Source organism: Pseudomonas sp. GCM10022186 (genome assembly GCF_042656385.1).
Classification (GTDB): Bacteria; Pseudomonadota; Gammaproteobacteria; order Pseudomonadales; family Pseudomonadaceae; genus Metapseudomonas.
In genome coordinates this window covers 208,435-232,398 of record NZ_JBHSOU010000007.1, presented here as the reverse complement: position 1 = coordinate 232,398, position 23,964 = coordinate 208,435, and the positions used below count along the sequence as shown (strand labels likewise).

Below are 23,964 nucleotides of genomic sequence, written 5' to 3'. Positions count from 1 at the left end.
GGTTCTCTCGCTGTTCGGGTGCGGTGCCGTTCAGGCGTATCAGAAGCTTTCCGGGCTCTTGGCCTTTTCCCGCGCGCTCTCGCGGCTGACCAGGCCCTTGCTGACCAGACCCTTGAGGCACATGTCGAGAGTCTGCATGCCGAGGGAGCCGCCGGTCTGGATGGCGGAGTACATCTGCGCCACCTTGTCCTCGCGGATCAGGTTACGGATGGCCGGGGTGCCGATCATGATCTCGTGGGCCGCCACCCGGCCGCCACCGATCTTCTTCAGCAGCGTCTGGGAGATCACCGCCTGGAGGGATTCGGAGAGCATGGAGCGGACCATGGACTTTTCCTCGGCGGGGAAGACGTCGACCACCCGGTCGATGGTCTTGGCCGCGGAGGTGGTGTGCAGGGTGCCGAACACCAGGTGGCCGGTTTCCGCGGCGGTCAGCGCCAGGCGGATGGTTTCCAGGTCGCGCATCTCGCCGACCAGGATGATGTCCGGGTCTTCCCGCAGGGCCGAACGCAGGGCTTCGTTGAAGCCCAGGGTATCGCGGTGCACTTCCCGCTGGTTGATCAGGCACTTCTTCGATTCGTGGACGAACTCGATGGGGTCTTCCACGGTGAGGATATGGTGGTACTTGGTGCTGTTCAGGTAGTCGAGCATCGCCGCCAGGGTGGTGGACTTGCCCGAGCCGGTGGGGCCGGTGACCAGCACCAGGCCGCGGGGCACGTCGGAGATCTTCTTGAAGATCTCGCCCATGCCGAGGTCCTCCATGGTCAGCACCTTGGAGGGGATGGTCCGGAACACGGCGCCGGCGCCGCGATTCTGGTTGAAGGCGTTGACCCGGAAGCGCGCGACGCCCGGCACTTCGAAGGAGAAGTCGGTCTCGAGGAACTCTTCGTAATCCTTGCGCTGCTTGTCGTTCATGATGTCGTAGATCAGCGCGTGAACCTGCTTGTGGTCCAGCGGCGGCAGGTTGATCCGACGCACATCGCCGTCGACACGGATCATGGGCGGCAGCCCGGCGGAGAGATGCAGGTCCGAAGCGCCCTGCTTGGCGCTGAAGGCAAGCAGCTCAGTAATGTCCATGGGACTCCCCAATTCACATCAAGCGGTTAGAATGCCGCAGACCCCACTCAGGCCGGGCTGTAGAGCGCAGGTAATGTCCACGATAGCAGACAATATTGCAAAGGTTCGCGCGCGTATCCGTGAGGCGGCGCAAGCCTCCGGGCGAGATTTTTCAGGTATCGGCCTGTTGGCCGTGAGCAAGACCAAACCCGCCGAAGCGATCCGTGAAGCCTTCGCCTGCGGCGTCGTCGATTTCGGCGAGAACTACCTGCAGGAAGCCCTGGCCAAGCAGGCCGAACTCGGCGACCTGGCGCTGACCTGGCATTTCATCGGGCCGATCCAGTCGAACAAGACCAAACCCATTGCCGAACATTTCCACTGGGTGCACTCGGTTGATCGCCTGAAGATCGCCGAGCGCCTCTCGGCCCAGCGGCCGGCGCAGCTGCCGCCGCTGAACATCTGCCTGCAGGTGAATGTCAGCTTTGAAGCCAGCAAGTCCGGTTGCGCCCCCGAGGACCTGCCGGCCCTGGCCGCCGCCGTGGCCAAGCTGCCCAACCTGCGCCTGCGCGGGCTGATGGCGATCCCCGAACCCACCGAAGACCAGGCGGCGCAACGTGCCGCCTTCGCCCGCCTGCGCCAGCTGCAGGAGGCACTGAACCCCTCCCTGGACACCCTGTCCATGGGCATGAGCCATGACCTCGAAGCGGCCATCGCCGAAGGCGCCACCTGGGTGCGTATCGGCACCGCGCTGTTCGGCGCCCGCGATTACGGCCAGCCCTCGCATTAATAAAGGAAGCATTCATGAGCACTCCCCGCATTGCATTCATCGGCGCCGGCAACATGGCCGCCAGCCTGATCGGCGGCCTGCGCGCCCAGGGCGTCGCCGCTGACCACATCCGCGCCAGCGACCCCGGCGCCGAGCAGCGCGCGAAGATCGCCGCCGAGCACGGCATCGAGGTGGTGGAAAGCAACGCCGACGCCGTGCAAGGCGCCGACGTGGTGGTCCTGGCCACCAAGCCGCAGGTCATGAAGGCGGTCTGCCAGGCCCTGGCACCCAGCCTGAAGGATGGCCAGCTGGTAGTCTCCATCGCCGCCGGCATCACCTGCGCCAGCCTGGCCGCCTGGCTCGGCCCGCGCCCGATCGTGCGCTGCATGCCCAACACCCCGGCGCTGGTGGGCCAGGGCGCCAGTGGCCTGTACGCCAATGCCGAGGTCAGCGCCACCCAGCGCGAGCAGGCCGAACAGCTGCTGTCCGCCGTGGGCATCGCGCTCTGGCTGGATGAAGAGAAACTGGTCGATGCCGTGACCGCGGTGTCCGGCAGCGGACCGGCCTACTTCTTCCTGCTGATGGAGGCCATGACCGCCGCCGGCGAGAAGCTCGGCCTGCCCCGCGCCACCGCCGAGCAACTGACCCTGCAGACCGCCCTGGGCGCGGCGCGCATGGCGGTTTCCAGCGATGTCGACGCCGCCGAACTGCGCCGCCGCGTGACCTCGCCCAACGGCACCACCGAGGCGGCGATCAAGACTTTCCAGGCCGGCGGCTTCGAAGCCCTGGTGCAACAGGCCCTGGACGCCGCCGACCGGCGCTCGGCCGAACTGGCCGAACAACTGGGCCAATAAGGAGCTTTCGATGACCGGACTCAACACCGCCGCCATCTACGTGATCCAGACCCTCGGCAGCCTCTATCTGCTGATCGTCCTGCTGCGCTTCATCCTGCAACTGGTGCGCGCCGACTTCTACAACCCGCTGAGCCAGTTCGTGGTGCGCGCCACCAAGCCGCTGCTCAACCCGCTGCGCAAGATCATTCCCGGCTTCGGCGGCCTCGACCTGGCCTCCCTGGTGCTGGCCATCCTGGTCCAGCTGCTGCTGATGGTCGTCACCCTGACCCTGATGGGCTACGGCGTCGGCGGCTACCTGCTGCAGCTGCTGATCTGGTCGATCATCGGCGTCACCTCGCTGTTCCTGAAGGTGTTCTTCTTCGCCCTGATCATCAGCGTGATCCTCTCCTGGGTCGCTCCGGGCAGCTACAACCCCGGCGCCCAGCTGGTGAACCAGATCTGCGAACCGCTGCTGATGCCCTTCCGCAAGCTGCTGCCGAACCTCGGCGGCCTGGATATCTCGCCGATCTTCGCCTTCATCGCGCTGAAACTGCTGGATATGCTGGTGATCGGCAACCTGGCTGCCATGACCGGCATGCCGCAGATCCTCAGCCCCTTCCTGTGACCTGGTACCGCTGGTCAGGCGAGGACCTGATCCTCGACTGCCACCTGCAGCCCAAGGCGAGCCGCGACGAGTTCGCCGGGCTGCATGGCGAGCGCCTGAAGATCCGCCTCACCGCCCCGCCGGTGGAGGGCAAGGCCAACGCCCATCTCATGGCCTTCCTCGCGAAGGCCTTCGGCGTCGCCAAGAGCCAGGTGAGCCTGGAAAGCGGCGAACTGAATCGCCAGAAGCGGGTACGCATCAAGCGCCCGAAAATCCTCCCCGACCTGCCCGGACTGACCGCTCGGCAGTCCTGACCGACCTTAAGGCGGGCGTCGTCGTCACGGCGATTGACGGACACTTGCCAAGGCGGATAATGCCCAGCAATGACAGGCTGGCACTGTGCCTTTACTTGCTCCGGGAAAAACTCCTGGAGGGGGTGGTACGACCGCCAGCATCGTCGGCAATCCGATACGATGTCCGTCCATTCCCGTACGCAGGATGCGTGATTACGAGGAGAGCCTGAATGAGCATGGAGCGTCTCAGTCAGCAAGTCGACGCCTACGTTGCCTGGAAGCGCGAGCTGCTGCGGGAAATCACCCGCTACAGAAGCTGGCTTGAACACAACCGACTCAATTCCGACGCCCTCTCCGCCAAGCTGGAACGCGCGCAACGCCTGCTCCGCACCGACCACATCACCCTGGCCTTCGTCGGCGAGTTCTCCCGCGGCAAGACCGAACTGATCAACTGCCTGTTCTTCTCCGAGTTCGGCCAGCGCATGCTGCCGTCCCAGGCCGGGCGCACCACCATGTGCCCCACCGAGCTGTTCTACGACCCCCGCTCCGAACGCTCCTACATCCGCCTGCTGCCCATCGAGTCGCGCACCGCCTCCGCCAGCGTGGCGCAGTTCAAGCGCTCGCCCCGGCACTGGGTGAACATCCCCCTGGACCCGAGCGACCCGGACAACATGATCCAGGCCTTCACCCAGGTGGCGCGGACCAAACCCATGCCGGTGGAGCAGGCCATCCAGCTGGGCTTCCACCCCGACACGCTCGACGCCACCGGCCGCCCCGGCGAAGTGCTGGTGCCGGCCTGGCGCCACGCCATGGTCAACCTCGACCACCCGCTGCTGCGCCAGGGCCTGCGGATCCTCGACACCCCCGGGCTGAACGCCCTCGGCAGCGAGCCGGAGCTGACCCTGTCGATGTTGCCCAGCGCCCAGGCCATCATCTTCCTGCTCGCGGCCGATACCGGCGTCACCGCCAGCGACATGGGCGTCTGGCAGCAGCATATCCGCCAGCTCGAGGAGGACTCCCAGGGCCACCTGTTCGCCGTGCTGAACAAGATCGACGTGCTCTGGGACGACCTGGCCGGCGACAGCTTCGTGCAGAACGCCATCAACCGCATCCAGGAAACCACCGCACGCCAGCTCGGCATTCGCCGGGAGGATGTATTGCCGCTCTCGGCCAAGCAGGCGCTGCTGGCCAAGGTGCGCCAGGACGGCGAATTGCTCGCCCGCAGCCAGATCGGCGCCCTGGAAGAGCTGCTCTGCGAGCGCATCGTCACCCAGAAGGAACGGCTGATCGAAGAGAACGTCGCCAACCAGGTGATGGCGCTGCTGCAGAACAGCCTGCATGTGCTCAATCTGCGCCTGGAAAAGGTTCGCGAACAGCAGGCGATGCTCGACAGCCACCAGCAGGACAACGGCCAGATGCTCTTCGAGCTGACCGCCCGCACCAAGGAAGACCACGCCCGGCATCACCGCCGCCTGCTGGGCTTGAAGACCAACCAGCGCCTGCTCAAGCGCCAGGGCGATGCACTGCGCAATGCCGCCCGCCCGGAGCGCCTGGATGAACACCTGGCACGCCTGCGCCGCGAACTCACCGGCAGCTGGACCACCCTGGGCATCAACCAGGCCATCCTGCATTTCTTCCGCTCGCTGGAGCACGACCTGCTCAGCCTGGAGCACGAAGCGGACATGGCCAACAAGATGGTCGCGGCCATCTACCGCCGGCACAACGAGGAAAACCCGCTGCACGGCGTCGACGCGCCGCAGTTCAACGTGCAGCGCTACCAGCGCGAGATCGCCCAGCTGCGTGAAAAGGCCGACCAGTTCCGCCGGCATCCCAAGACCCTGCTGACCGAGCAGCGCCAGCTGGGCAAGCGCTTCTTCGATACCCTGGTGCAGGAGGTGATCGGCATGCACCAGCGCCTGCGCCTGGAAGTCACCCAGTGGGCCAGCGACGCGCTGATGCCGCTGATGCAACACACCCTGGAGCACAAGCAGTTGCTGGAAACCCACATGCTGCGACTGAAGGCCCTGGCCCAGGAAACCCAGCTGACCCGCCAGCGCGGCCAGCAGCTGGAGCGCTACGCCGAGGAACTGGAGCAGCAGATCGCCCAGGCCAACGAGATGCTCCGCACCTTCCGCCGCCCCTCGCCGATCCAGCGCATGGCCAAGGTGGTCAACCTGCCCGTGCCCCCGCGCAAGCAGCGTGGCGGCGAGTCCGCCTGACCCCCGCAACACCTGATTATTCAACGCCTTGGCCGCCACCCCGCGCGCTTGCCGCTGGGGGCGGCGCTCTTTAGACTGGCGCCCTTCCCAAATCGAGAGCAGGGTCGCGATGCCCACCGCTATTCCCGCAGATTCCGTCGGCCTGGTCAGCCCGCGGGTGCAGCGCTTCAGCGAGCCGCTGGCGCTGGCCTGCGGCCGCAGCCTGGCCGACTACGAACTGGTCTATGAGACCTACGGCGAGCTGAACCAGTCCCGCAGCAATGCGGTGCTGATCTGTCACGCGCTGTCCGGCCACCACCACGCCGCCGGCTACCACAGCATGGAAGACCGCAAGCCCGGCTGGTGGGACAGTTGCATCGGCCCGGGCAAGGCCATCGATACCCTGAAGTTCTTCGTCGTCAGCCTGAACAATCTGGGCGGCTGCAACGGCTCCACCGGCCCCTCCAGCCTCAACCCGGCCACCGGCGCGCCCTTCGGCGCCGATTTCCCGGTGATGACGGTGGAGGATTGGGTCAACAGCCAGGCACGCCTGGCCGACGTCCTCGGCATCCAGCAGTGGGCTGCAGTGGTGGGCGGCAGCCTCGGCGGCATGCAGGCCTTGCAGTGGACCATCAGCTACCCGGAGCGCGTGCGCCACTGCCTGGCCATCGCCTCGGCGCCCAAGCTCTCGGCGCAGAACATCGCCTTCAACGAGGTGGCGCGCCAGGCCATCCTCACCGACCCGGAGTTCCACGGCGGGCACTTCCAGGAACAGGGCGTGATCCCCAAGCGCGGCCTGATGCTGGCGCGCATGGTGGGCCACATCACCTACCTCTCGGATGACGCCATGGGCGAGAAATTCGGCCGAGGCCTGAAGAGCGAGAAGCTCAACTACGACTTCCACAGCGTGGAATTCCAGGTGGAAAGCTACCTGCGCTACCAGGGCGAGGAGTTTTCCGGGCGCTTCGACGCCAACACCTACCTGCTGATGACCAAGGCCCTGGACTACTTCGATCCGGCCGCCGCCCACGACGGCGATCTGGCACGCACCCTGGCGGCGGCCAAGGCGGACTTCTGCGTGATGTCCTTCACCACCGACTGGCGTTTCTCCCCGGCCCGTTCGCGGGAAATCGTCGACGCCCTGATGGCCGCGCGCAAGAACGTCAGCTACCTGGAGATCGATGCGCCCCAGGGCCACGATGCCTTCCTCATGCCGATCCCGCGCTACCTCCAGGCCTTCAGCAGCTACATGAACAGGATTGCGGTGTAACCCATGCGTGCCGACCTCGAAATCATCCAGGACTGGATTCCAGCCGGCAGCCGGGTACTCGACCTCGGCTGCGGCCGCGGTGAACTGCTGGCCTGGCTGCGCGACCACAAGCAGGTCAGCGGCTACGGCCTGGAGATCGACCCGGAAAACATCGCCCACTGCATCGACCGTGGCATCAACGTGATCGAACAGGACCTGGACAAGGGCCTGGGCAACTTCGCCAGCAACAGCTTCGACGTGGTGGTGATGACCCAGGCGCTGCAGGCCGTGCACTACCCCGACCGCATCCTCAAGGAAATGCTGCGGGTCGGCCGCGAGTGCATCATCACCTTCCCCAACTTCGGCCACTGGCGTTGCCGCTGGTACCTGGCGCGCTACGGGCGCATGCCGGTGTCGGAGTTCCTCCCCTACACCTGGTACAACACGCCGAACATCCACTTCTGCACCTTCAAGGACTTCGAGGCGCTGTGCCGCGAAATGCAGGTGAAGGTCCTCGACCACCTCGCCGTGGACAACGCGCACCGGCACAACCTGCCGAGCCGGGTTTGGCCTAATCTGTTGGGTGAGATCGGCATCTATCGCGTCAGCGGCCCGGGCCTCGCGGACCACCGCGTCGCGGTCTGAATCAAAGGAGAGCCACCATGCGTCGTCTAGCCCTGTTCCTCTTCGCCCTTTGCCTGGCCCTGCCGGCGGCCGCCGAGCGCAAACAGACCTTCGGCGACCTGGACGTGCACTACAACGCCTTCAACTCCAGCTTCCTGCAGCCGGACATCGCCGCCGCGGTGGGCCTGACCCGCAGCAAGAGCCAGGGCGTGGTCAACGTCGCCGTACTCAAGGCCGGCAAGGCCAGCACCGCGCAGGTCAGCGGCCAGGTGAAGAACCTGATGGGCCAGGTCACCACGCTCAAGTTCAAGCAGGTGAACGAAGGCGAGGCCATCTACTATCTGGCGCAGTTCCCCTTCGACGAGCGTGAGGTGCTGAACTTCACCCTCAACGTGCAGCGCGGTGACGAAGCGCCCCACAGTTTCAGCTTCGACCAGGAATTCTTCCCCGACCAATGATGCCTTTCAAAGAACTGGTGCTGGCCAGCCACAACGCCGGCAAACTCAAGGAACTCCAGGCCATGCTCGGCGACAGCGTGAAGGTACGCTCCATCGCCGAGTTCAGTGACGTGGAACCGGACGAAACCGGCCTCTCCTTCGTCGAGAACGCCATCCTCAAGGCGCGCAATGCCGCCCGGGTTTCCGGCCTGCCGGCGCTTGCCGACGATTCCGGCCTGGCCGTGGATGCCCTGGGTGGCGCGCCCGGCATCTACTCGGCGCGCTATGCGGACGGCCGCGGCGATGCGGCCAACAACGCCAAGCTGCTGGATGTGCTGCGCGACGTCCCCGAGGCGGAACGTGGCGCCCAGTTCATCTGCAGCCTGGCCCTGCTGCGCCGCCCCGAGGACCCGCTGCCGATCCTCTGCGAAGGCGTCTGGCGCGGTCGCATCCTGTTCGAGGCCCGTGGCGATCACGGCTTCGGCTACGACCCGCTGTTCTGGGTCCCCGAATGCGAATGCTCCAGCGCCGAACTCTCCCCCATCGACAAGAATCGACTCAGCCACCGCGCCCGCGCCATGGCGCTGCTCAAACAGCGGCTGGGACTGCAATGAAAGCCGCCAGAGGCTCGAAGCCGGACGACGGGGCCGCTCCTTCGTCCAGCCTCCAGCCTTCAGCCCTCAGCCCGGCTTTCGAGCTCCCGCCCCTGGCGCTCTACGTGCATATCCCCTGGTGCGTGCGCAAGTGCCCCTACTGCGACTTCAACTCCCATGCCGCCGGCGCCGAGCTGCCTGAAGAGGCCTACATCGATGCCCTGCTCGCCGACCTCGAGCAGGACCTGGGCCACGTCCACGGCCGCGAGCTGACCTCCATCTTCTTCGGTGGCGGCACCCCCAGCCTGTTCAGTGCCAACGCCATCGGCCGGCTGCTGGACGGCGTGGAACAGCAGGTGCCCTTCGCCCGCGATATCGAGATCACCCTCGAAGCCAACCCCGGCACCTTCGAGCAGGCCAAGTTCGCCGCCTACCGCCAGCTCGGCATCAACCGCCTGTCCATCGGCGTGCAGAGCTTCCAGGAGGCCAAGCTCAAGGCCCTGGGGCGGATCCACAATGGCGAGGAAGCCATTCGCGCCGCAGACATGGCGCGCAAGGCCGGCTTCGACAACTTCAACCTGGACCTGATGCACGGCCTGCCGGAGCAATCCATCGAGGACGCCCTGGAAGACCTGCGCATCGCCATCGCCCAGGGCCCGACGCACCTTTCCTGGTACCAGCTGACCATGGAGCCGAACACGGTGTTCTGGAGCCAGCCGCCCGAGCTCCCGGAGGACGACATCCTCTGGGACATCCAGGAAGCCGGCCAGGCGCTGCTCGCCGAGCAGGGCTACGCCCAGTACGAAGTGTCCGCCTATGCCCGGGGCGGCCTGCGCGCGCGCCACAACATCAATTACTGGACCTTCGGCGACTTCCTCGGCATCGGCGCCGGCGCCCACGCCAAGCTGAGCAGCCCGGACGGGCGGATCATCCGCAGTTGGAAGACCCGCCTGCCGAAGGACTACCTGGACCCGGCCAAGCGCTTCCAGGCCGGCGAGCGCCACCTGGAGCGGGACGAACTGCCCTTCGAATTCCTCATGAACGTGCTGCGCCTCACGGACGGCGTGCCCGCGGCGTTGTTCACCCAGCGGACCGGCCTGCCGCTGGCCAGCCTCGCGGCAGCCCGCAGCGAAGCCGAGGCCCGCGGCCTGCTGCAGAAGGACCCGCAGCGGCTGGTGGCCACGGCAGAGGGCCAACTGTTCCTCAACGACCTGCTGCAGCACTTCCTGCCTTGACGGGCAGGCCGCGAATTTGGAATCGTCTGCCCCGAACCACTAGACCAAGGACCCCGGATGGACGCCGTACTGGACATGATCGCCACCCTCTCGCGCTGGACCCGCGGCCACCTCGACGAGATCGCCCTGGCCATAATGGCCACCCTGCTGGTGCTGTTCGGCCCGACCATCAATGCCTGGGTGCAGCAGCGCATCGGCAGCCTCAACTTCCTCTTCCGCACCCTGCTCTTCGTGCTGCTCTGCGCCGTCGGCTACGGGCTGGCGATGATCTACGTGACGCCCTGGCTGGCCAAGGGGCTGGGCTACTTCAACAACTACACCCTGGCGCCCGTCCTGCTACTAGTCTTCTTCGTGATCGGCATCATCGCCGATCGCAACTGAGGACCCGTTTTCGATCTCGCGAGCTAGAGCCGTGCAAGGCGAAAACAGGCGAGGATGCGGAGTTTACGAGCTGTAAATGAGCATTACTCGCTTCGCTCGCCCTTCGGGCCGCGCTGAAGCGCGTTAGCCGCAAGCGGCTTTCCGAGCCTGTTTTTAACGCCGCAGGGCCGACGCGCAGCAGGTCGTAAATGGGTTCTGAGGCCGGCGGCGGCCCTGGCGGCCATGGCCGCCAATCCAGGGAGCACGCCCATGAAGCCGATCAAGCACCTCTACCTGCACTTCCAGGATGGCCAGCGCCTGGCCCTGCGCTTTCCCCGGCAATCCGCCGACCCGGTGGAAGTCGCCCGGGGCCTGCGCCGCCAGCTGGAATCGCCCTTCCTCAGCATCGAGGTGGATGGCGACCTGCTGCTGATACCCCGCGAGAGCATCAAGTACCTGCAGATCAGCCCGGCACCGCCGACATTGCCGGACGCGACCCTGACCGGGGCGGAGCTGATCAACTGAACAACACCGAATGCCCCCTCGGTGGACCGAAAAGCGTGGTCCACCATTCGAGGCCCGGCATAGCGCAGCTGGTGGATGGAAAAGCGCCATCCACCCTACGGGGCGGTGGGAGCGAATTCATTCGCGATTGAAATCGCTCCCACAACCACCCGCCCATTAAAAAGCCGCCCCGAGGGACGGCTGGGATGGCCAGGCAGGCCGGAATCAATTGCCTTCGCGCCGTAGCGCCTGGGGCGTGAAATCCCTCGGGCTGAGCGCGGCGTTGAAATCATACATGGGTTCGTTGTTGTCCAGGCCATCGACGAAGTAACGGTTACCCGGGAAATCGTAGATGGTTTCCAGCGTGCTGCCGAACATGGGCACATCGTAATAGCTGATCGGATGGCTTTCCTGCATACCGGTCAGTTGCCCCTCCTTGTCGTAGAGGTCGACGGCGAGGATCTGCCAGCTGTCCTCGTCCAGATAGAATCGCCGCTTGGCGTAGAGATGGCTGAACCCCTTGCGCAGGGTCGCCTCCACCACCCAGACCCGGTGCTGCTCGTAACGCAGCAGGTCGGGATTCACATAGCTGGTCGTGAGGATCTGCCCGTAGGGAATGCCCTTCTGGTGCACCGCATAGCTGTTGTAGGGCACCAGCATCTCCTGCTTGCCCGCCAGCTGCCACTCGTAGCGGTCCGGCGCGCCGTTGTAGGAATCCACCACGTCGGCGGTGGCCAGGCCGTTGGTGTCGGGCTGCAGGGTGTCGTAGGCCAGCATCGGCAGCCGGCGCACGCGGCGCTCGCCGCGGTTGAAGCGCCAGGCCTTGCGGATCGACAGCACCTGGTCGAGGGTTTCCTGCACCACCAGGGCCGAGCCGGAGAGTTTGGCCGGCGCCACCACGCGGTACTTGTAGAAGAACAGGGTGTTCTCCAGATTGCCCGGGGTCATGCCGTCGCGGCCGTAGACGAAGTAGATGTCCCGTTCCAGCTTGAGCAGGTTGTAACTGCCGTTGGCGAGGACCGCGGCCTGGTTGGTGGTGAAATGGACCTGCTCGCCGCGGTAGCGCAGGATGTGGTTCCAGATGGCCTCCAGGCCGTTGGCCGGAAGCGGGAAGGGAACGCCCGCCGCCACGCCCTCCACGCCATTGCCGCCAGCGATCAGCGTGCCGTTCCCGGCATTGGAGCGGGTGGCGTCGTAGATGCGCTGCGGAGCGGCGGCACTTCGGTGGGTCGGGAAGACCCGCAGCTTGTAGTCCGGATGCGCTGCCAGCAGGGCCCTGTAGCCGGGAGTCAGCAGCTTGTCGTACTGGCCGGCGTTCTTGGCGTCGATGACGAAGCGCGGGGCTTCGCCGGCATAGGGATCGGGGTGGTGCATGCCCGGCTGGTAGCCGGCCGGCGGGGTGGCGAGTCCGCCATCCCAGGCCGGGATGGTGCCGGCGGCATTGCCGGCGCGTTCGCCGCCCAGCGGAGTGAGGTCCTGCCCGAGACGGGCGGCCTGGGTAGCATCGACCTTGGCCTGGGCCTGCAGGGCACAGCCGGCCAGGAGCAGATATCCGAATGTTTTCAACAACACAGCCTTCTCCTCACGACGCAGGCGGCGCCACGTCGCTCTTATTCTTATGCCGCCCGCCCCAGGGGCGAGCGTTGCTATCGTCGGATCAGGTGAGGTGCCGGGTGGTCCCGGTCTAGTCAGGTCTGCCGAGCCGCCGTCAGGCGGCGGTCGGTCAATCGATGCGCTGGAACTTGAGGTCCCAGACGCCATGGCCGAGGCGTTCGCCGCGGCGCTCGAACTTGGTCACCGGGCGCTCTTCCGGGCGCGGCACGTAGCGGCCGTCCTCGGCCAGGTTGCGGTAGCCGGGCGCGACGTTCATCACTTCCAGCATGTGCTCGGCGTAATGCTCCCAGTCGGTGGCCATGTGCAGCACGCCACCGACCTTGAGCTTCTGCCGCACCAGCTCGGCGAAGGCCGGCTGGACGATGCGCCGCTTGTGGTGGCGGGACTTGTGCCAGGGATCGGGGAAGAACAGCAGGACGCGGTCGAGGCTGGCGTCGGCCACGCAGTCGCGCAGCACTTCCAGGGCATCGCAGCTGTACACGCGGATGTTGGAGAGGCCCTGGGTCATGGCGCCGTTGAGCAGCGCGCCGACGCCCGGACGATGCACTTCGACACCGATGAAGTCCTGCTCCGGCGCGTTCGCGGCCATCTCCAGGGTGGCGTGGCCCATGCCGAAGCCGATCTCGAAGGTGCGCGGCGCGCGGCGACCGAACAGGGCATCGAAGTCCTGCGGACCGTCGGCCAGCTCCAGGCCGAACTTCGGCCAGCCCTGGTCGAGGCCGCGCTGCTGGCCCTCGGTCATGCGCCCGGCCCGCATCACGAAGCTCTTGATGGTGCGGTGGTGGCGCGTTTCGTCAGCGGCGGCCGGCGAGCCCTGTTGTTCAATCATGCGTGCGAAACCTGTCAGTGAAATTCAGAACCTGCTCACGATCTCGTGATCGTGACCGGCTCTCAGCGAATCAGTCCGTCCAGCGGCGACGACGCGCTGGCGTAGAGCTTGCGCGGCATGCGCCCGGCCAGGTAGGCGAGGCGGCCGGCGACTATGGCGTGCTTCATGGCCTCGGCCATCATCACCGGATTCTGCGCGTGGGCGATGGCGGTGTTCATCAGCACCGCCTCGCAGCCCAGTTCCATGGCGATGGTGGCGTCGGAGGCGGTGCCCACGCCGGCATCCACCAGCACCGGGACCTTGGCTTCCTCGAGGATGATGCGCAGGTTCCAGGGGTTGCAGATGCCCATGCCGGAGCCGATCAGGCCGGCCAGGGGCATCACCGCGATGCAGCCCATCTCGGCCAGTTGGCGGGCGATGATGGGGTCGTCGCTGGTGTAGACCATGACGTCGAAACCATCCTTGACCAGTTGTTCGGCGGCCTTGAGGGTTTCGACGACGTTGGGGAAGAGGGTCTTCTGGTCGGCCAGCACTTCCAGCTTGACCAGCTTGTGGCCATCCAGCAGCTCGCGGGCCAGGCGGCAGGTGCGCACTGCCTCTTCGGCGTTATAGCAGCCGGCGGTGTTGGGCAGGATGGTGTACTTGTCCGGGGAAATCACATCCAGCAGGTTGGGCTCGTCCGGGTTCTGGCCGATATTGGTGCGGCGCACGGCCACGGTGACGATCTCGGCGCCGGAGGCCTCGATGGCGTCGCGGGTCTCAACGAGGTCCTTGTACTTTCCGGTGCCCACCAACAGACGCGACTGATAGGTACGGCCCGCAAGGGTGAAGGGCTTGTCGATCGGCGTTTGGCTCATGCTGGACTCCTGGCGGGCAGAGGGAATTGCGCGAAGCGCGGAACGAGTACTGCAGGTGGATGCGGCTAGGCGGGCGTGGGGCCCGCGACTAGCCGCCGCCTATGGCGTGCACCACCTCGACGCGGTCGCCTTCGGCGAGGGCGGTAGCAGCGTGCAGGCTGCGCGGCACTATGTCGAGATTGAGTTCGACCGCGACGCGGCGGCCGGTCAGATCCAGGCGGGCGATGAGGTCCGCGACAGTCTGGCCATCGGGCAACTCGAAGGATTCGCCGTTCAACTGAATGCGCATGACGGGTCGGTCACAACTGGAAAGGGGACGGCATTCTAGCCCGATACCCGCGCCGGACCAAGGCAAAACGGCGCCATTCGTCCCACAATCTGACGCCTGGGTCAGGTTAGCGAACGGAGAGGTTCCAGGCGGCCAGTCCGAGGCATAGCCAACCGGCGAGGAAGGCCAGGCCACCGAAGGGGGTGATGATGCCGAGCTTGCCGATGCCGGAGAGGGTCAGCAGGTAGAGGCTGCCGGAGAACAGCAGGATACCGAGGGCGAAGAAGCCTCCAGCTAGGCTCACCAGGCGCCCCGGGGCATGCAACGCCAGCAGGGCGACACCGAACAGCGCCAGGGCGTGGATCAGTTGGTAGTGGGTGCCGGTCTGGAACACCGCCAGGTACTCGGGAGTCAGCCTGCTCTTGAGGCCATGGGCGGCGAAGGCACCAAGGGCCACCCCGGTGAAACCGGCGAATGCGGACAGCAACAGGAACAGGCGCGCCATGGGGACTCCAGACAGGGAACGGACGGCCGCTATAATGGCGCGCAAATTTTCCCGGGCCAAGCTAGACCCTAGTCATGTTCAGCACCATTCGCCGCCGCCTGTTCACACTGCTGCTCTGGTTCGCGGCGGCGTCCGTGTTGCTGGTAATCCTGTTCCGCTGGGTGCCGCCGCCGGGCTCGATGCTGATGGTGGAACGCAAGATCGAGTCGTGGATCGACGGCAAGCCCATCGACATCGAGCGCGACTGGGTGTCCTGGGACGATCTGCCTAACGACCTGAAGATCGCGGTGATCGCCGCCGAAGACCAGAAGTTCGCCGAGCACTGGGGCTTCGATATTCCGGCCATCCGCAAGGCCCTGGCACACAATGAGCGCGGCGGCTCGATCCGGGGCGCCAGTACTCTCAGCCAGCAGGTGGCGAAGAACCTGTTCCTCTGGTCCGGCCGCAACTGGCTGCGCAAGGGGCTGGAAGTCTGGTTCACCGGCCTGATCGAACTGTTCTGGCCGAAGCAGCGGATTCTCGAGGTCTACCTGAACAGCGTGGAATGGGGCAACGGCGTGTTCGGCGCCGAGGAGGCCGCGCGCCGGCACTTCGGCGTGCCGGCGGCGCGCCTGTCACGCCAGCAGGCGGCTTTGCTGGCGGCGGTACTGCCCAACCCGAGGCACTGGAGCCCCTCTCGGCCGGGCGGCTATGTCGCCCGCCGCGCCGGCTGGATCCGCCGGCAGATGAACCAGTTGGGCGGCAGCCAGTACCTGCAGCAGCTCTGAGGCCTGCCCTCGGGCTCCTGCGCCCACTCAGTGCTTCATCGCCTCCCGTGGCACCAGGTGCAGCAACTGCAGCTTGCCGTCGGAGAGGTGCACGCTCAGCCCCTGCTGGGGATAGACCCAGGCCTCGCCCTCACCGGTGCGCATGCGCAGGCGCGGCGGGCCGATGCTGGCGGCCAGGCGCGCAGCCGAAACCTCGGCCATGGGCACCATGTTCAACACCGCCACCCGGTGGCCGCCCAGCTGCCCCAGCATCTCGCCGCTCAGGGGCTGCTCCTCGGTGCCCTTGCCCAGGGCCTTGGCCAGGCTGGCATGCTCGCTGCCGCTGAGCTCCAGCTCCGCCTCCAGGCGCCAGGCGCCCTCATCGCGGCCCTGCTCGGAGCGATAGACCAGTCGCGGACCGTCGGCACGCGGCTGCAACCAGAGCTCACCCGGCGCCTGTTCGCTCAGTTGCGTCAGGGTCAGCTCCTGCTCGGCCAGGGGCTCGATCACCGCCTTCTGCCAGTCCACCAGCCAGGCCAGCGGTTCGGCCTGGTCGGCCTGCCGGCTCATCCACAGCGCCATGGAGAAGAACAGCACGGCGACTGCGGCGAACAGCAGCCAATGGATAGTGCGCAGGGGCGGCATGGGCATGGCGGTTTTCTCCAGGCAGAAAAAAGCCGCACCGAGGTGCGGCTTTTCCGGGTTTCAGCGTCACGCCTGAATGAAGCCCTTGAGCTTGTTCATGGCGTTCTTCTCCAACTGGCGGATACGCTCGGCGGAGACGTTGTACTTGGCCGCCAGGTCGTGCAGCGTCGCCTTCTCCTCGGCCAGCCAGCGCTGGTAGAGGATATCGCGGCTGCGCTCGTCCAGGCCGTCCAGCGCTTCGTGCAGGTTGGCGGTGGAGCTGTCGCTCCAGTCCGCTTCCTCCAGCTGGCGCGCCGGGTCGTAGCGGTGGTCTTCCAGGTAGTGGGCCGGGGCCTGGAAGGCGCTGTCGTCGTCGGCGTCCGCCGCCGGATCGAAGGCCATGTCCTGGCCGGTCAGCCGGCTTTCCATCTCGCGCACTTCGTGGGGCTCGACGCCGAGGCTGTCGGCCACCGCGTGGACTTCGTCGTTGTTCAGCCAGGTCAGGCGCTTCTTCTGGCTGCGCAGGTTGAAGAACAGCTTGCGCTGCGCCTTGGTGGTGGCGACCTTGACGATGCGCCAGTTGCGCAGGATGAACTCGTGGATCTCGGCCTTGATCCAGTGCACCGCGAAGGAGACCAGGCGCACGCCCATCTCGGGGTTGAAACGCTTCACAGCCTTCATCAGGCCGACATTGCCTTCCTGGATCAGGTCGCCCTGGGCCAGGCCGTAGCCGGAATAGCTCTTGGCGATGTGCACGACGAAGCGCAGGTGCGCCAATACCATTTGCCGTGCCGCTTCCAGATCTTGTTCATAGAAGAGGCGTTCGGCCAGTTCGCGCTCCTGCTCGACGGACAACAGCGGGATGCCGTTGACCGCATGCACGTATGCCTCCAGGTTCGCACCAGGGGCCAGGGCATAGACAGGTTGCAGGGAAGTGGTCATGCGAATCCTCCGATTCACTAAAGCTCGCGCAGTGTAGCACTGGCCCATCTGACTGCAAGGGGGCGTAAAAGTTTCGTTACACCCCTTCGCAAGCCCCGCGAGAACCGGAGCCTCTAGCGTGGTGCCAGCTCGCTCAGGTGCCGGGCGACGGCCAGCCAGGCGCCAATGTACCCCAGCAGCACGGCCCCCAGAAGCAGGGATAGACCATCGGCCAACGGCACTCCGGCCAAGGCGAAATCGCTGCCATAGAGGCCGGCCAGGCGCACCACCGCATCGTTCAGCCAATCCAGGCCATAGGCCAGTACCAGCCAGGCCAGCAGGCCGGCGCCGGTACCATAGAGCGCGCCCATATAAAGGAAGGGGCGGCGCACGTAGCTGTCGGTCCCGCCTACCAGCTTGATCACTTCGATCTCGGTGCGGCGGTTCTCGATATGCAGACGAATGGTGTTCCCGATCACCAGCAGCAGCGCCAGGATCAGCAGCACCGCCAGGCCGAAGACGAAGCGCTCGCCCAGCTTGAGGATGGCCGACAGGCGCTCGACCCAGACCAGGTCCAGTTGCGCCTGCTCGATGCCGGGCATCTCGGAGAGTCGTTGGCGCAAGGCTTCCAGGGCCGCCTTGTCGACTTCCCTGGGCGTTACCAGGACCACGCCCGGCAGCGGGTTCTGCGGCAGCTCCTTGAGGGCTTCGCCGAGGCCGGACTGCTGCTGCAGCTCGGCCAGGGCCTGCTCGCGACTGATCCACTCGGCCTCGGCCACGTCCGGCATGCCGGCGATCTCGTCGCGCAGCTTCTGGCCCTGGGCCTCGCTGGCGTCGAGCTTCATGAACAGGGAAATCTGCGCCGCGCGCTGCCAGGAACCGCCCAGGCGCTCGACGTTGCTGAGCAGCAGGGACAGGCCCATGGGCAGGCTGAGGGCGATGGCCATCACCAGGCAGGTGAAGAAGCTGCCGATGGGCTGGCGGCCCAGGCGGCCCAGGCTGTCCACCAGGCTGGCGCGGTGGCTTTCCAGCCAGGCGTGCAGGAGCGTACGGAAATCCGGCCCCTCGTCACCCTGCTCCGGCGTCTCGACGTGCCGGGGCGATGCGCCCACACGCTCGGCGGGCTTCGGCGGCGGCATCTGCTTGGCGCTCATCAGACCGCCTCCCCGTCGCCGATCAGGCGACCGCGTTGCAAGGTGAGCAGGCGATGGCGCATGCGCGCGATAAGCGCCAGGTCGTGGCTGGCGATCAGCACTGTGGTACCCAAGCGATTGATGTCCTCGAAAACGCCCATGATCTCGGCGGCCAGGCGCGGGTCCAGGTTACCGGTGGGCTCGTCCGCCAGCAGCAGGGCCGGGCGGTGCACCACGGCGCGGGCGATGCCGACGCGCTGCTGCTGGCCGGTGGACAGGTCGGCCGGAAACAGCTCGGCCTTGTCCGCCAGGGACACGCGCTCCAGCGCCACGCTCACCCGTTTCGCGATCTCGGCCTTGGACAGGCCATGGATCTGCAGCGGCAGGGCGACGTTGTCGAACACGCTACGGTCGAACAGCAGCTGGTGGTTCTGGAAGACCACGCCGATCTGGCGGCGCAGGAAAGGGATCTGCGAGTTGGTGATGGTCGACAGGTCCTGCCCGGCCAGCAGCAGCTTGCCGCTGGTGGGGCGCTCCATCGCCAGCAAGAGGCGCAGCAGGGTGCTCTTGCCTGCACCGGAATGGCCGGTGACGAAGAGGAACTCGCCGCGACGGACGCGGAAACTCAGTTCGTGCAGGCCGACATGGCCATTGGGATAGCGTTTGCCGACCTGCTCGAATCGAATCATGCGGACTCCCGCTCGGCGAAGAGGGCCTTGACGAAGGCATCGGCCTCGAAGGTGCGCAGGTCGTCGATACCTTCGCCGACGCCTATGTAGCGGATCGGCAGGCCGAACTGCTTGGCCAGGGCGAAGATCACCCCGCCCTTGGCGGTGCCGTCCAGCTTGGTCAGCGCCAGGCCCGACAGGTTGACCGCCTGGTGGAACTGCTTGGCCTGGTTGATGGCGTTCTGCCCGGTGCCGGCATCCAGCACCAGCAGCACTTCGTGGGGAGCCGAGTCGTCCAGCTTGCCGATCACCCGGCGCACCTTCTTCAGCTCTTCCATCAGGTTGTCCTTGGTGTGCAGGCGGCCGGCGGTGTCGGCGATCAGCACATCGACGCCACGGGCCTTGGCGGCCTGCACGGCGTCGAAGATCACCGAGGCGGAGTCGGCACCGGTGTGCTGGGCGATCACGGCGATGTTGTTGCGCTCGCCCCAGACCTGCAGCTGTTCCACGGCGGCGGCGCGGAAAGTGTCGCCGGCGGCCAGCATCACCTTCTTGCCTTCCAGCTGCAGCTTCTTGGCCAGCTTGCCGATGGTGGTGGTCTTGCCGACGCCGTTCACGCCGACCACCAGGATCACGTAGGGCGCACGGCCGCCGTCGATCTTCAGCGGCTGCTCCACCGGGCGCAGCAGGGCGGCGAGTTCTTCCTGCAGGGCCTTGTAGAGGGCGTCGGCGTCGGCCAACTGATTGCGCGCGACCTTCTGGGTCAGGCTCTGGACGATGACGCTGGTGGCCTCCACGCCGACGTCGGCAGTGAGCAGGCGGGTCTCGATCTCATCCAGCAGGTCGTCGTCGATGGCCTTGCGACCGAGGAACAGGCTGGCCATGCCTTCGCCGATACTGGCGCTGGTCTTCGACAGGCCCTGCTTGAGGCGGGCGAAGAATCCGGTCTTGGGCTCGGATACTGCTGCGGGAACCGGTGCGACCTGTACCAGTTCAGGCGTAGGAACAGGCTGAGCGGCGACCGGTACAGGTGCAGGTGCAGGTGCAGGTGCAGGTGCAGGTGCAGCAGGCTCGATCACCGCCGGCTTCTCGGCAATCACCGGAGCGGGCGCGGGCGCAGGCGTCTCGACTACCGGCGGCGGGGCCTCGACCACTACCGGAGTGGGAGCAGGAACGGGCGCTGGCGCTGGCACCGGAGCGACCACGGGAGCCGCCACTGGCGCGGCGTCCCGTTCAGCGATGGGCTCGGCGGCCGGCACGGTTTCGGAGGCGGGCGCAGAGGCGGCCGGCGCCTCGGCCTCGACAGGCGCCACCGGTTCCGCCGGAGCGACGGGAGCGGTTTCCTGGGGCTTTCTGCGCAGCCAGCCGAACAAGGATTTCTTTTCCCCGGCCTGCGCCGGAGCTTTCTTGTCGTCGTTGGAACCAAACATGAGTCGATTGCATCTCAAGGGAGCGGCCGTACTGGCTCTATGCCGGCCAGCTTCGCCGCCCCGGGAAAGGATGGGGTATCCTAGCACCTCTTCGCCCGCAGGCGGTACGACCGCCGGGGCCGTCCGACAGGTCAAGAACATCGATGAAAGCCATTGCCCGACAAGCCGCCGGCTTGCTGTGTTGCGCGCTCTGTCTGCCCGTCCTGGCACTCGCTGCAGACAACCAGCCCACCCACGAGTTCACCCTGGACAACGGCCTGAAGGTCGTGGTCCGTGAAGACCACCGCGCCCCCGTGGTGGTTTCCCAGCTCTGGTACAAGGTCGGCTCGAGCTACGAGACGCCCGGCCAGACCGGCCTCTCCCACGCCCTGGAACACATGATGTTCAAGGGCAGCCGCAAGCTCGGCCCCGGCGAAGCCTCGCGCATCCTGCGCGAGCTGGGCGCCGAGGAGAATGCCTTCACCAGCGACGACTACACCGCCTATTACCAGGTGCTGGCCCGCGACCGCCTGGGCGTCGCCTTCGAGCTGGAAGCCGACCGCCTCGCCAGCCTCAAGCTGCCGCCCGAGGAGTTCAACCGCGAGATCGAGGTGATCAAGGAAGAGCGCCGCCTGCGCACCGACGACAAGCCCACCGCCAAGGCCTTCGAGCGCTTCAAGGCGATGGCCTACCCGGCGAGCGGCTACCACATCCCCACCATCGGCTGGATGGCCGACCTCAACCGCATGAAGGTCGAGGAACTGCGCCACTGGTACGAATCCTGGTACGCGCCGAACAACGCTACCCTGGTGGTGGTGGGCGACGTCACGGTGGACGAGGTCAAGAAGCTGGCCGAACGCTTCTTCGCCGGGATTCCGAAGCGCGAAGTGCCGCCTGCGAAGAAGCCCCTGGAGCTGTCCGCCCCCGGCGAGCGCCGCCTGACCCTGCACCTGCGCACCCAGCTGCCGAGCCTGCTGATGGGCTTCAACGTGCCGGGGCTGGCGACCGCCAAGGACGCCCGCCAGGTCCACGCCCTGCGGCTGATCTCCACCCTGCTCGACGGCGGCTACAGCGCACGCCTGCCGAGTCGCCTGGAGCGCGGCGAGGAGCTGGTCAGCGGCGCCTCCGCCTGGTACGACGGCTTCCCCCGCGGCGACAGCCTGTTCGTCGTCAGCGCCACCCCCAACGCGCAGAAGGGCAAGACCCTGGAGCAGACCGAAGCCGGTATCTGGCGCCAGCTGGAGGACCTGAAGAACACCCCGCCCAGCGCCGAGGAGCTCAAGCGCGTGCGTGCCCAGGCGATCGCCGACCTGGTCTACCAGCGCGACTCCATCACCAGCCAGGCCACCACCATCGGCCAGCTGGAAACCGTCGGCCTGTCCTGGAAGCTGATGGACCAGGACCTCGCCGCCCTGGAAGCCGTGACCCCCGCCGATATCCAGGCCGCCGCCAAGACCTTCTTCACCCGCGACCGCCTGAGCGTCGCCCACATCCTGCCCGAGGAGGCCCGCAATGAGTGAGCGCAACGGCCTGCGTTACGGCCTGCTCGGCCTGGCCCTGATCGTCCTGCTCGGCGTGCTGGGCGTCATCGTCGACCGCCCGGCCACCGAGGCCACCGCCGAAACCGCCACCCCGGCCGAGGGCCTGCAGTCCCTGGCCGAGGTGGGCAACAAGGCGCCAGGGCGCCGCACCCTGGACATCCAGAGCTGGACCACCGCCGAAGGCGCCAAGGTGCTCTTCGTCGCCGCCCCCGAACTGCCGATGTTCGACCTGCGCCTGACCTTCGCCGCCGGCAGCAGCCAGGACGACGGCACGCCGGGCCTGGCCACCCTGACCAATGCCATGCTCAACGAGGGCGTGGCCGGCAAGGACGTCACTGCCATCGCCGAAGGTTTCGAGAGCCTGGGCGCGGAGTTCGGCAACGGCGCCTACCGCGACATGGCCATTGCCAGCCTGCGCAGCCTGACCGCGCCCGAGCTGCGCCAGCCCGCCCTGGAACTCTTCACCCAGGTGATCGGCGCGCCGACCTTCCCGGAAGACTCCCTGGCCCGGATCAAGAACCAGATGCTCGCCGGCTTCGAGTACCAGAAGCAGAATCCCGGCAAGCTGGCCGGCCTGGAGCTGTTCGAGAAGCTCTATGGCCAGCACCCCTATGCCCACCCCAGCGAAGGCGACGAGAAATCCGTCCCCGGCATCAGCGTGGCCCAGCTGCGCGCCTTCCACCAGAAGGCCTACGCCGCCGGCAATGTGGTGATCGCCCTGGTCGGCGACCTGTCCCGCACTGACGCCGAAGCCATCGCCGGCCAGGTGTCCAGGGCCTTGCCCAAGGGCCCCGCGCTGCCCAAGCTACCCGAGCCGGACCCCCCCGAACCCGGCCTGAACCACATCGAGTTCCCGTCCAAGCAGACGCACCTGATGCTGGCCCAGCTCGGTATCGACCGGAACGACCCGGACTACGCTGCGCTCTACCTGGGTAACCAGATCCTCGGCGGCGGCGGCTTCGGCACCCGGCTGATGGAAGAGGTGCGCGAGAAGCGCGGCCTGACCTACGGCATCAGCTCCGGCTTCACCGCCATGCAGGTGCGCGGCCCCTTCATGATCGGCCTGCAGACCCGCGCCGAGATGAGCCAGGGCACCCTCAAGCTGATCCAGGATATCGTCCGCCAGTACCTGGCCGAGGGCCCGACCCAGAAGGAACTGGACGACGCCAAGCGCGAACTGGCGGGCAGCTTCCCGCTGTCCACCGCGAGCAACGCCGACATCGTCGGCCAGCTGGGCGCCATCGGCTTCTACAACCTGCCGCTGACCTACCTGGAAGACTTCATGACCAAGGTCCAGGCGCTGGATGTGGCCCAGGTCAAGGCGGCCATGGCCAAGCACCTCGACCCCGACCGGTTCGTCATCGTCACCGCCGGCCCGACCGTCGCCCAGAAGGACCTGCCACCCCCCACCGACAAACCCGCTGAAATGCCCAGCGGCGTACCGGAGCACTGATGCGCAAGCCAACCGCCAAACCCGCTCGCCCCACCCACGGCGGCCAGGGCCAACTCCGCATCATCGCCGGCGAATGGCGCTCGCGGCGCTTCGCCTTCCCCGACGGTCCCGGCCTGCGCCCCACCCCCGACCGGGTGCGCGAGACGCTGTTCAACTGGTTGGCGCCCTACGTGGAAGGCGCCCGCATCCTCGATCCGTTCGCCGGCAGCGGCGCACTCTATCTGGAAGCGCTGTCCCGCGGTGCCGCCGAGGGCCTGGCCCTGGATCTCAATCCCGACTCGGTGGCCGCCCTGCGCGGCCACCTGGACGTGCTGCGCTGCAGCAAGGGCAGGCTGCTGCAAAGCGACGCCCTGCGCTACCTGGAGACGCAGCCGCCCAGCGCCTTCGACCTGGTATTCCTCGACCCGCCATTCAACCAGGGGCTGCTGGCCCCCGTTTGCGACCTTCTGGAACATCGCGGCTGGCTGGCACCCCGCGCCTGGGTCTATACCGAAAGCGAGAACCCGCCCTCCACGCTGGGCCTGCCGGGCAACTGGCGCCTGCACCGGGAGAAGAAAGCCGGCCAGGTGTACTACGCCCTGTGGCAGCGCACGACCGGGGAGAGCCCCCACGCCTGAGTACCTGTTCAGGCCCTGAGTGACGGCTGC

27 protein-coding genes are annotated in these 23,964 nt (G+C 66.7%); 16 read left to right on the top strand and 11 right to left on the bottom strand.

The features are described 5' to 3' along the window. Positions 1–39 precede the first annotated feature (39 nt). The gene (pilT, locus tag ACFPU0_RS05155) at positions 40–1,074 is read right to left on the bottom strand and encodes a type IV pilus twitching motility protein PilT (RefSeq protein WP_377691708.1); all 1,035 of its coding nucleotides are present in this window, start codon (positions 1,072–1,074) and stop codon (positions 40–42) included. A 73-nt stretch (positions 1,075–1,147) separates the two neighbouring features. On the opposite strand from pilT, the gene ACFPU0_RS05150 reads away from it, so the two are divergent. The 12 genes from ACFPU0_RS05150 (at position 1,148) to ACFPU0_RS05095 (ending at position 10,770) form a co-directional block, all read left to right on the top strand. After that, positions 1,148–1,840 carry a YggS family pyridoxal phosphate-dependent enzyme gene (locus tag ACFPU0_RS05150; protein ID WP_377691707.1) on the top strand — a complete coding sequence of 231 codons (693 nt, stop codon included), beginning with the start codon at positions 1,148–1,150 and terminating at the stop codon, positions 1,838–1,840. A gap of 14 nt (positions 1,841–1,854) precedes the next feature. Then, entirely contained in the window at positions 1,855–2,673 is an 819-nt protein-coding gene (gene proC, locus ACFPU0_RS05145) for a pyrroline-5-carboxylate reductase (protein ID WP_377691706.1), read from the top strand. A gap of 10 nt (positions 2,674–2,683) precedes the next feature. After that, on the top strand, positions 2,684–3,277 hold the full coding sequence (locus ACFPU0_RS05140) for a YggT family protein (RefSeq protein WP_120653589.1): 594 nt from the start codon (positions 2,684–2,686) through the stop codon (positions 3,275–3,277). Further along, positions 3,274–3,570, top strand: a complete 297-nt coding sequence (locus ACFPU0_RS05135; RefSeq protein ID WP_377691705.1) for a DUF167 domain-containing protein — start codon at positions 3,274–3,276, stop codon at positions 3,568–3,570. The genes ACFPU0_RS05140 and ACFPU0_RS05135 overlap by 4 nt, the downstream gene beginning before the upstream one ends. Positions 3,571–3,779: 209 nt before the next feature. Further along, positions 3,780–5,768: a dynamin family protein gene (locus ACFPU0_RS05130; RefSeq protein WP_377691704.1), complete on the top strand. Its 1,989-nt coding sequence runs from the start codon at positions 3,780–3,782 to the stop codon at positions 5,766–5,768. A gap of 109 nt (positions 5,769–5,877) precedes the next feature. Beyond that, positions 5,878–7,017 (top strand): homoserine O-succinyltransferase MetX, encoded by a 1,140-nt coding sequence (metX, locus tag ACFPU0_RS05125; RefSeq protein WP_377691703.1) that lies wholly within the window; start codon positions 5,878–5,880, stop codon positions 7,015–7,017. A 3-nt stretch (positions 7,018–7,020) separates the two neighbouring features. Continuing rightward, positions 7,021–7,641 carry a methionine biosynthesis protein MetW gene (gene metW / locus ACFPU0_RS05120; RefSeq protein WP_377691702.1) on the top strand — a complete coding sequence of 207 codons (621 nt, stop codon included), beginning with the start codon at positions 7,021–7,023 and terminating at the stop codon, positions 7,639–7,641. Between the two features lie 17 nt (positions 7,642–7,658). Beyond that, positions 7,659–8,078, top strand: a complete 420-nt coding sequence (locus ACFPU0_RS05115; protein WP_377691701.1) for a DUF4426 domain-containing protein — start codon at positions 7,659–7,661, stop codon at positions 8,076–8,078. Further along, entirely contained in the window at positions 8,075–8,671 is a 597-nt protein-coding gene (rdgB, locus tag ACFPU0_RS05110) for an RdgB/HAM1 family non-canonical purine NTP pyrophosphatase (RefSeq protein WP_377691700.1), read from the top strand. The genes ACFPU0_RS05115 and rdgB overlap by 4 nt, the downstream gene beginning before the upstream one ends. After that, entirely contained in the window at positions 8,668–9,885 is a 1,218-nt protein-coding gene (gene hemW, locus ACFPU0_RS05105) for a radical SAM family heme chaperone HemW (RefSeq protein ID WP_377691699.1), read from the top strand. The genes rdgB and hemW overlap by 4 nt, the downstream gene beginning before the upstream one ends. Before the next feature lie 57 nt (positions 9,886–9,942). After that, complete coding sequence (locus ACFPU0_RS05100) at positions 9,943–10,266, top strand: DUF3392 domain-containing protein (protein WP_377691698.1); 324 nt, start codon at positions 9,943–9,945, stop codon at positions 10,264–10,266. 249 nt (positions 10,267–10,515) lie between these two features. Then, positions 10,516–10,770: a hypothetical protein gene (locus ACFPU0_RS05095; RefSeq protein ID WP_377691697.1), complete on the top strand. Its 255-nt coding sequence runs from the start codon at positions 10,516–10,518 to the stop codon at positions 10,768–10,770. A 204-nt stretch (positions 10,771–10,974) separates the two neighbouring features. Here ACFPU0_RS05095 and ACFPU0_RS05090 read toward each other — a convergent pair whose 3' ends face one another. From ACFPU0_RS05090 to ACFPU0_RS05070, 5 genes are all read right to left on the bottom strand, one after another. Further along, positions 10,975–12,318, bottom strand: coding sequence for a DUF1329 domain-containing protein (locus ACFPU0_RS05090; RefSeq protein WP_377691814.1), 1,344 nt, complete (start codon positions 12,316–12,318; stop codon positions 10,975–10,977). A 154-nt stretch (positions 12,319–12,472) separates the two neighbouring features. Then, positions 12,473–13,192 carry a tRNA (guanosine(46)-N7)-methyltransferase TrmB gene (gene trmB / locus ACFPU0_RS05085; RefSeq protein WP_377691696.1) on the bottom strand — a complete coding sequence of 240 codons (720 nt, stop codon included), beginning with the start codon at positions 13,190–13,192 and terminating at the stop codon, positions 12,473–12,475. A gap of 62 nt (positions 13,193–13,254) precedes the next feature. After that, positions 13,255–14,049 (bottom strand): thiazole synthase, encoded by a 795-nt coding sequence (locus ACFPU0_RS05080; RefSeq protein ID WP_377691695.1) that lies wholly within the window; start codon positions 14,047–14,049, stop codon positions 13,255–13,257. 88 nt (positions 14,050–14,137) lie between these two features. Further along, positions 14,138–14,338 (bottom strand): sulfur carrier protein ThiS, encoded by a 201-nt coding sequence (gene thiS / locus ACFPU0_RS05075; RefSeq protein ID WP_377691694.1) that lies wholly within the window; start codon positions 14,336–14,338, stop codon positions 14,138–14,140. A 106-nt stretch (positions 14,339–14,444) separates the two neighbouring features. Then, positions 14,445–14,822 (bottom strand): DUF423 domain-containing protein, encoded by a 378-nt coding sequence (locus ACFPU0_RS05070; RefSeq protein WP_377691693.1) that lies wholly within the window; start codon positions 14,820–14,822, stop codon positions 14,445–14,447. A gap of 74 nt (positions 14,823–14,896) precedes the next feature. Between ACFPU0_RS05070 and mtgA the strand changes: the two genes are divergently transcribed. Then, complete coding sequence (mtgA, locus tag ACFPU0_RS05065) at positions 14,897–15,589, top strand: monofunctional biosynthetic peptidoglycan transglycosylase (protein ID WP_377691692.1); 693 nt, start codon at positions 14,897–14,899, stop codon at positions 15,587–15,589. Positions 15,590–15,616: 27 nt separating this feature from the next. Here mtgA and ACFPU0_RS05060 read toward each other — a convergent pair whose 3' ends face one another. From ACFPU0_RS05060 to ftsY, 5 genes are all read right to left on the bottom strand, one after another. Further along, a complete protein-coding gene (locus tag ACFPU0_RS05060) occupies positions 15,617–16,219 on the bottom strand; it encodes a hypothetical protein (RefSeq protein WP_377691691.1) in 603 nt (200 codons plus the stop codon). A 60-nt stretch (positions 16,220–16,279) separates the two neighbouring features. Continuing rightward, positions 16,280–17,134, bottom strand: a complete 855-nt coding sequence (rpoH, locus tag ACFPU0_RS05055) for an RNA polymerase sigma factor RpoH (protein ID WP_377691690.1) — start codon at positions 17,132–17,134, stop codon at positions 16,280–16,282. A 113-nt stretch (positions 17,135–17,247) separates the two neighbouring features. After that, entirely contained in the window at positions 17,248–18,267 is a 1,020-nt protein-coding gene (gene ftsX, locus ACFPU0_RS05050; RefSeq protein ID WP_377691689.1) for a permease-like cell division protein FtsX, read from the bottom strand. Next, a complete protein-coding gene (ftsE, locus tag ACFPU0_RS05045) occupies positions 18,267–18,935 on the bottom strand; it encodes a cell division ATP-binding protein FtsE (protein ID WP_377691688.1) in 669 nt (222 codons plus the stop codon). Before ftsE ends, ftsX begins: the two co-directional genes overlap by 1 nt. Beyond that, complete coding sequence (ftsY, locus tag ACFPU0_RS05040) at positions 18,932–20,344, bottom strand: signal recognition particle-docking protein FtsY (protein WP_377691687.1); 1,413 nt, start codon at positions 20,342–20,344, stop codon at positions 18,932–18,934. Before ftsY ends, ftsE begins: the two co-directional genes overlap by 4 nt. Positions 20,345–20,487: 143 nt before the next feature. On the opposite strand from ftsY, the gene ACFPU0_RS05035 reads away from it, so the two are divergent. The 3 genes from ACFPU0_RS05035 to rsmD are packed head-to-tail and all read left to right on the top strand — an operon-like array spanning position 20,488 to position 23,934. Further along, positions 20,488–21,843, top strand: coding sequence for a M16 family metallopeptidase (locus tag ACFPU0_RS05035; RefSeq protein WP_377691686.1), 1,356 nt, complete (start codon positions 20,488–20,490; stop codon positions 21,841–21,843). Beyond that, positions 21,836–23,317: a M16 family metallopeptidase gene (locus tag ACFPU0_RS05030; RefSeq protein WP_377691685.1), complete on the top strand. Its 1,482-nt coding sequence runs from the start codon at positions 21,836–21,838 to the stop codon at positions 23,315–23,317. The genes ACFPU0_RS05035 and ACFPU0_RS05030 overlap by 8 nt, the downstream gene beginning before the upstream one ends. Beyond that, positions 23,317–23,934 (top strand): 16S rRNA (guanine(966)-N(2))-methyltransferase RsmD, encoded by a 618-nt coding sequence (rsmD, locus tag ACFPU0_RS05025; protein WP_377691684.1) that lies wholly within the window; start codon positions 23,317–23,319, stop codon positions 23,932–23,934. Before ACFPU0_RS05030 ends, rsmD begins: the two co-directional genes overlap by 1 nt. Positions 23,935–23,964: the final 30 nt, after the last annotated feature.

Excerpts from the sequence above, each read along its gene's own strand:
- ACFPU0_RS05060 (WP_377691691.1), bottom strand. The coding sequence starts at position 16,219 with ATGCCCATGCCGCCCCTGCGCACTATCCATTGGCTGCTGTTCGCCGCA.
- ACFPU0_RS05130 (WP_377691704.1), top strand. The coding sequence starts at position 3,780 with ATGAGCATGGAGCGTCTCAGTCAGCAAGTCGACGCCTACGTTGCCTGG.
- trmB (WP_377691696.1), bottom strand. The coding sequence starts at position 13,192 with ATGATTGAACAACAGGGCTCGCCGGCCGCCGCTGACGAAACGCGCCAC.
- ACFPU0_RS05095 (WP_377691697.1), top strand. The coding sequence starts at position 10,516 with ATGAAGCCGATCAAGCACCTCTACCTGCACTTCCAGGATGGCCAGCGC.
- ACFPU0_RS05070 (WP_377691693.1), bottom strand. The coding sequence starts at position 14,822 with ATGGCGCGCCTGTTCCTGTTGCTGTCCGCATTCGCCGGTTTCACCGGG.
- ACFPU0_RS05140 (WP_120653589.1), top strand. The coding sequence starts at position 2,684 with ATGACCGGACTCAACACCGCCGCCATCTACGTGATCCAGACCCTCGGC.
- rpoH (WP_377691690.1), bottom strand. The coding sequence starts at position 17,134 with ATGACCACTTCCCTGCAACCTGTCTATGCCCTGGCCCCTGGTGCGAAC.
- ACFPU0_RS05115 (WP_377691701.1), top strand. The coding sequence starts at position 7,659 with ATGCGTCGTCTAGCCCTGTTCCTCTTCGCCCTTTGCCTGGCCCTGCCG.
- mtgA (WP_377691692.1), top strand. The coding sequence starts at position 14,897 with ATGTTCAGCACCATTCGCCGCCGCCTGTTCACACTGCTGCTCTGGTTC.
- ACFPU0_RS05150 (WP_377691707.1), top strand. The coding sequence starts at position 1,148 with ATGTCCACGATAGCAGACAATATTGCAAAGGTTCGCGCGCGTATCCGT.
- ACFPU0_RS05080 (WP_377691695.1), bottom strand. The coding sequence starts at position 14,049 with ATGAGCCAAACGCCGATCGACAAGCCCTTCACCCTTGCGGGCCGTACC.
- metX (WP_377691703.1), top strand. The coding sequence starts at position 5,878 with ATGCCCACCGCTATTCCCGCAGATTCCGTCGGCCTGGTCAGCCCGCGG.
- ACFPU0_RS05035 (WP_377691686.1), top strand. The coding sequence starts at position 20,488 with ATGAAAGCCATTGCCCGACAAGCCGCCGGCTTGCTGTGTTGCGCGCTC.
- pilT (WP_377691708.1), bottom strand. The coding sequence starts at position 1,074 with ATGGACATTACTGAGCTGCTTGCCTTCAGCGCCAAGCAGGGCGCTTCG.
- ftsE (WP_377691688.1), bottom strand. The coding sequence starts at position 18,935 with ATGATTCGATTCGAGCAGGTCGGCAAACGCTATCCCAATGGCCATGTC.
- metW (WP_377691702.1), top strand. The coding sequence starts at position 7,021 with ATGCGTGCCGACCTCGAAATCATCCAGGACTGGATTCCAGCCGGCAGC.
- thiS (WP_377691694.1), bottom strand. The coding sequence starts at position 14,338 with ATGCGCATTCAGTTGAACGGCGAATCCTTCGAGTTGCCCGATGGCCAG.
- ftsY (WP_377691687.1), bottom strand. The coding sequence starts at position 20,344 with ATGTTTGGTTCCAACGACGACAAGAAAGCTCCGGCGCAGGCCGGGGAA.
- rdgB (WP_377691700.1), top strand. The coding sequence starts at position 8,075 with ATGATGCCTTTCAAAGAACTGGTGCTGGCCAGCCACAACGCCGGCAAA.
- ACFPU0_RS05030 (WP_377691685.1), top strand. The coding sequence starts at position 21,836 with ATGAGTGAGCGCAACGGCCTGCGTTACGGCCTGCTCGGCCTGGCCCTG.
- rsmD (WP_377691684.1), top strand. The coding sequence starts at position 23,317 with ATGCGCAAGCCAACCGCCAAACCCGCTCGCCCCACCCACGGCGGCCAG.
- ACFPU0_RS05100 (WP_377691698.1), top strand. The coding sequence starts at position 9,943 with ATGGACGCCGTACTGGACATGATCGCCACCCTCTCGCGCTGGACCCGC.
- proC (WP_377691706.1), top strand. The coding sequence starts at position 1,855 with ATGAGCACTCCCCGCATTGCATTCATCGGCGCCGGCAACATGGCCGCC.
- hemW (WP_377691699.1), top strand. The coding sequence starts at position 8,668 with ATGAAAGCCGCCAGAGGCTCGAAGCCGGACGACGGGGCCGCTCCTTCG.
- ftsX (WP_377691689.1), bottom strand. The coding sequence starts at position 18,267 with ATGAGCGCCAAGCAGATGCCGCCGCCGAAGCCCGCCGAGCGTGTGGGC.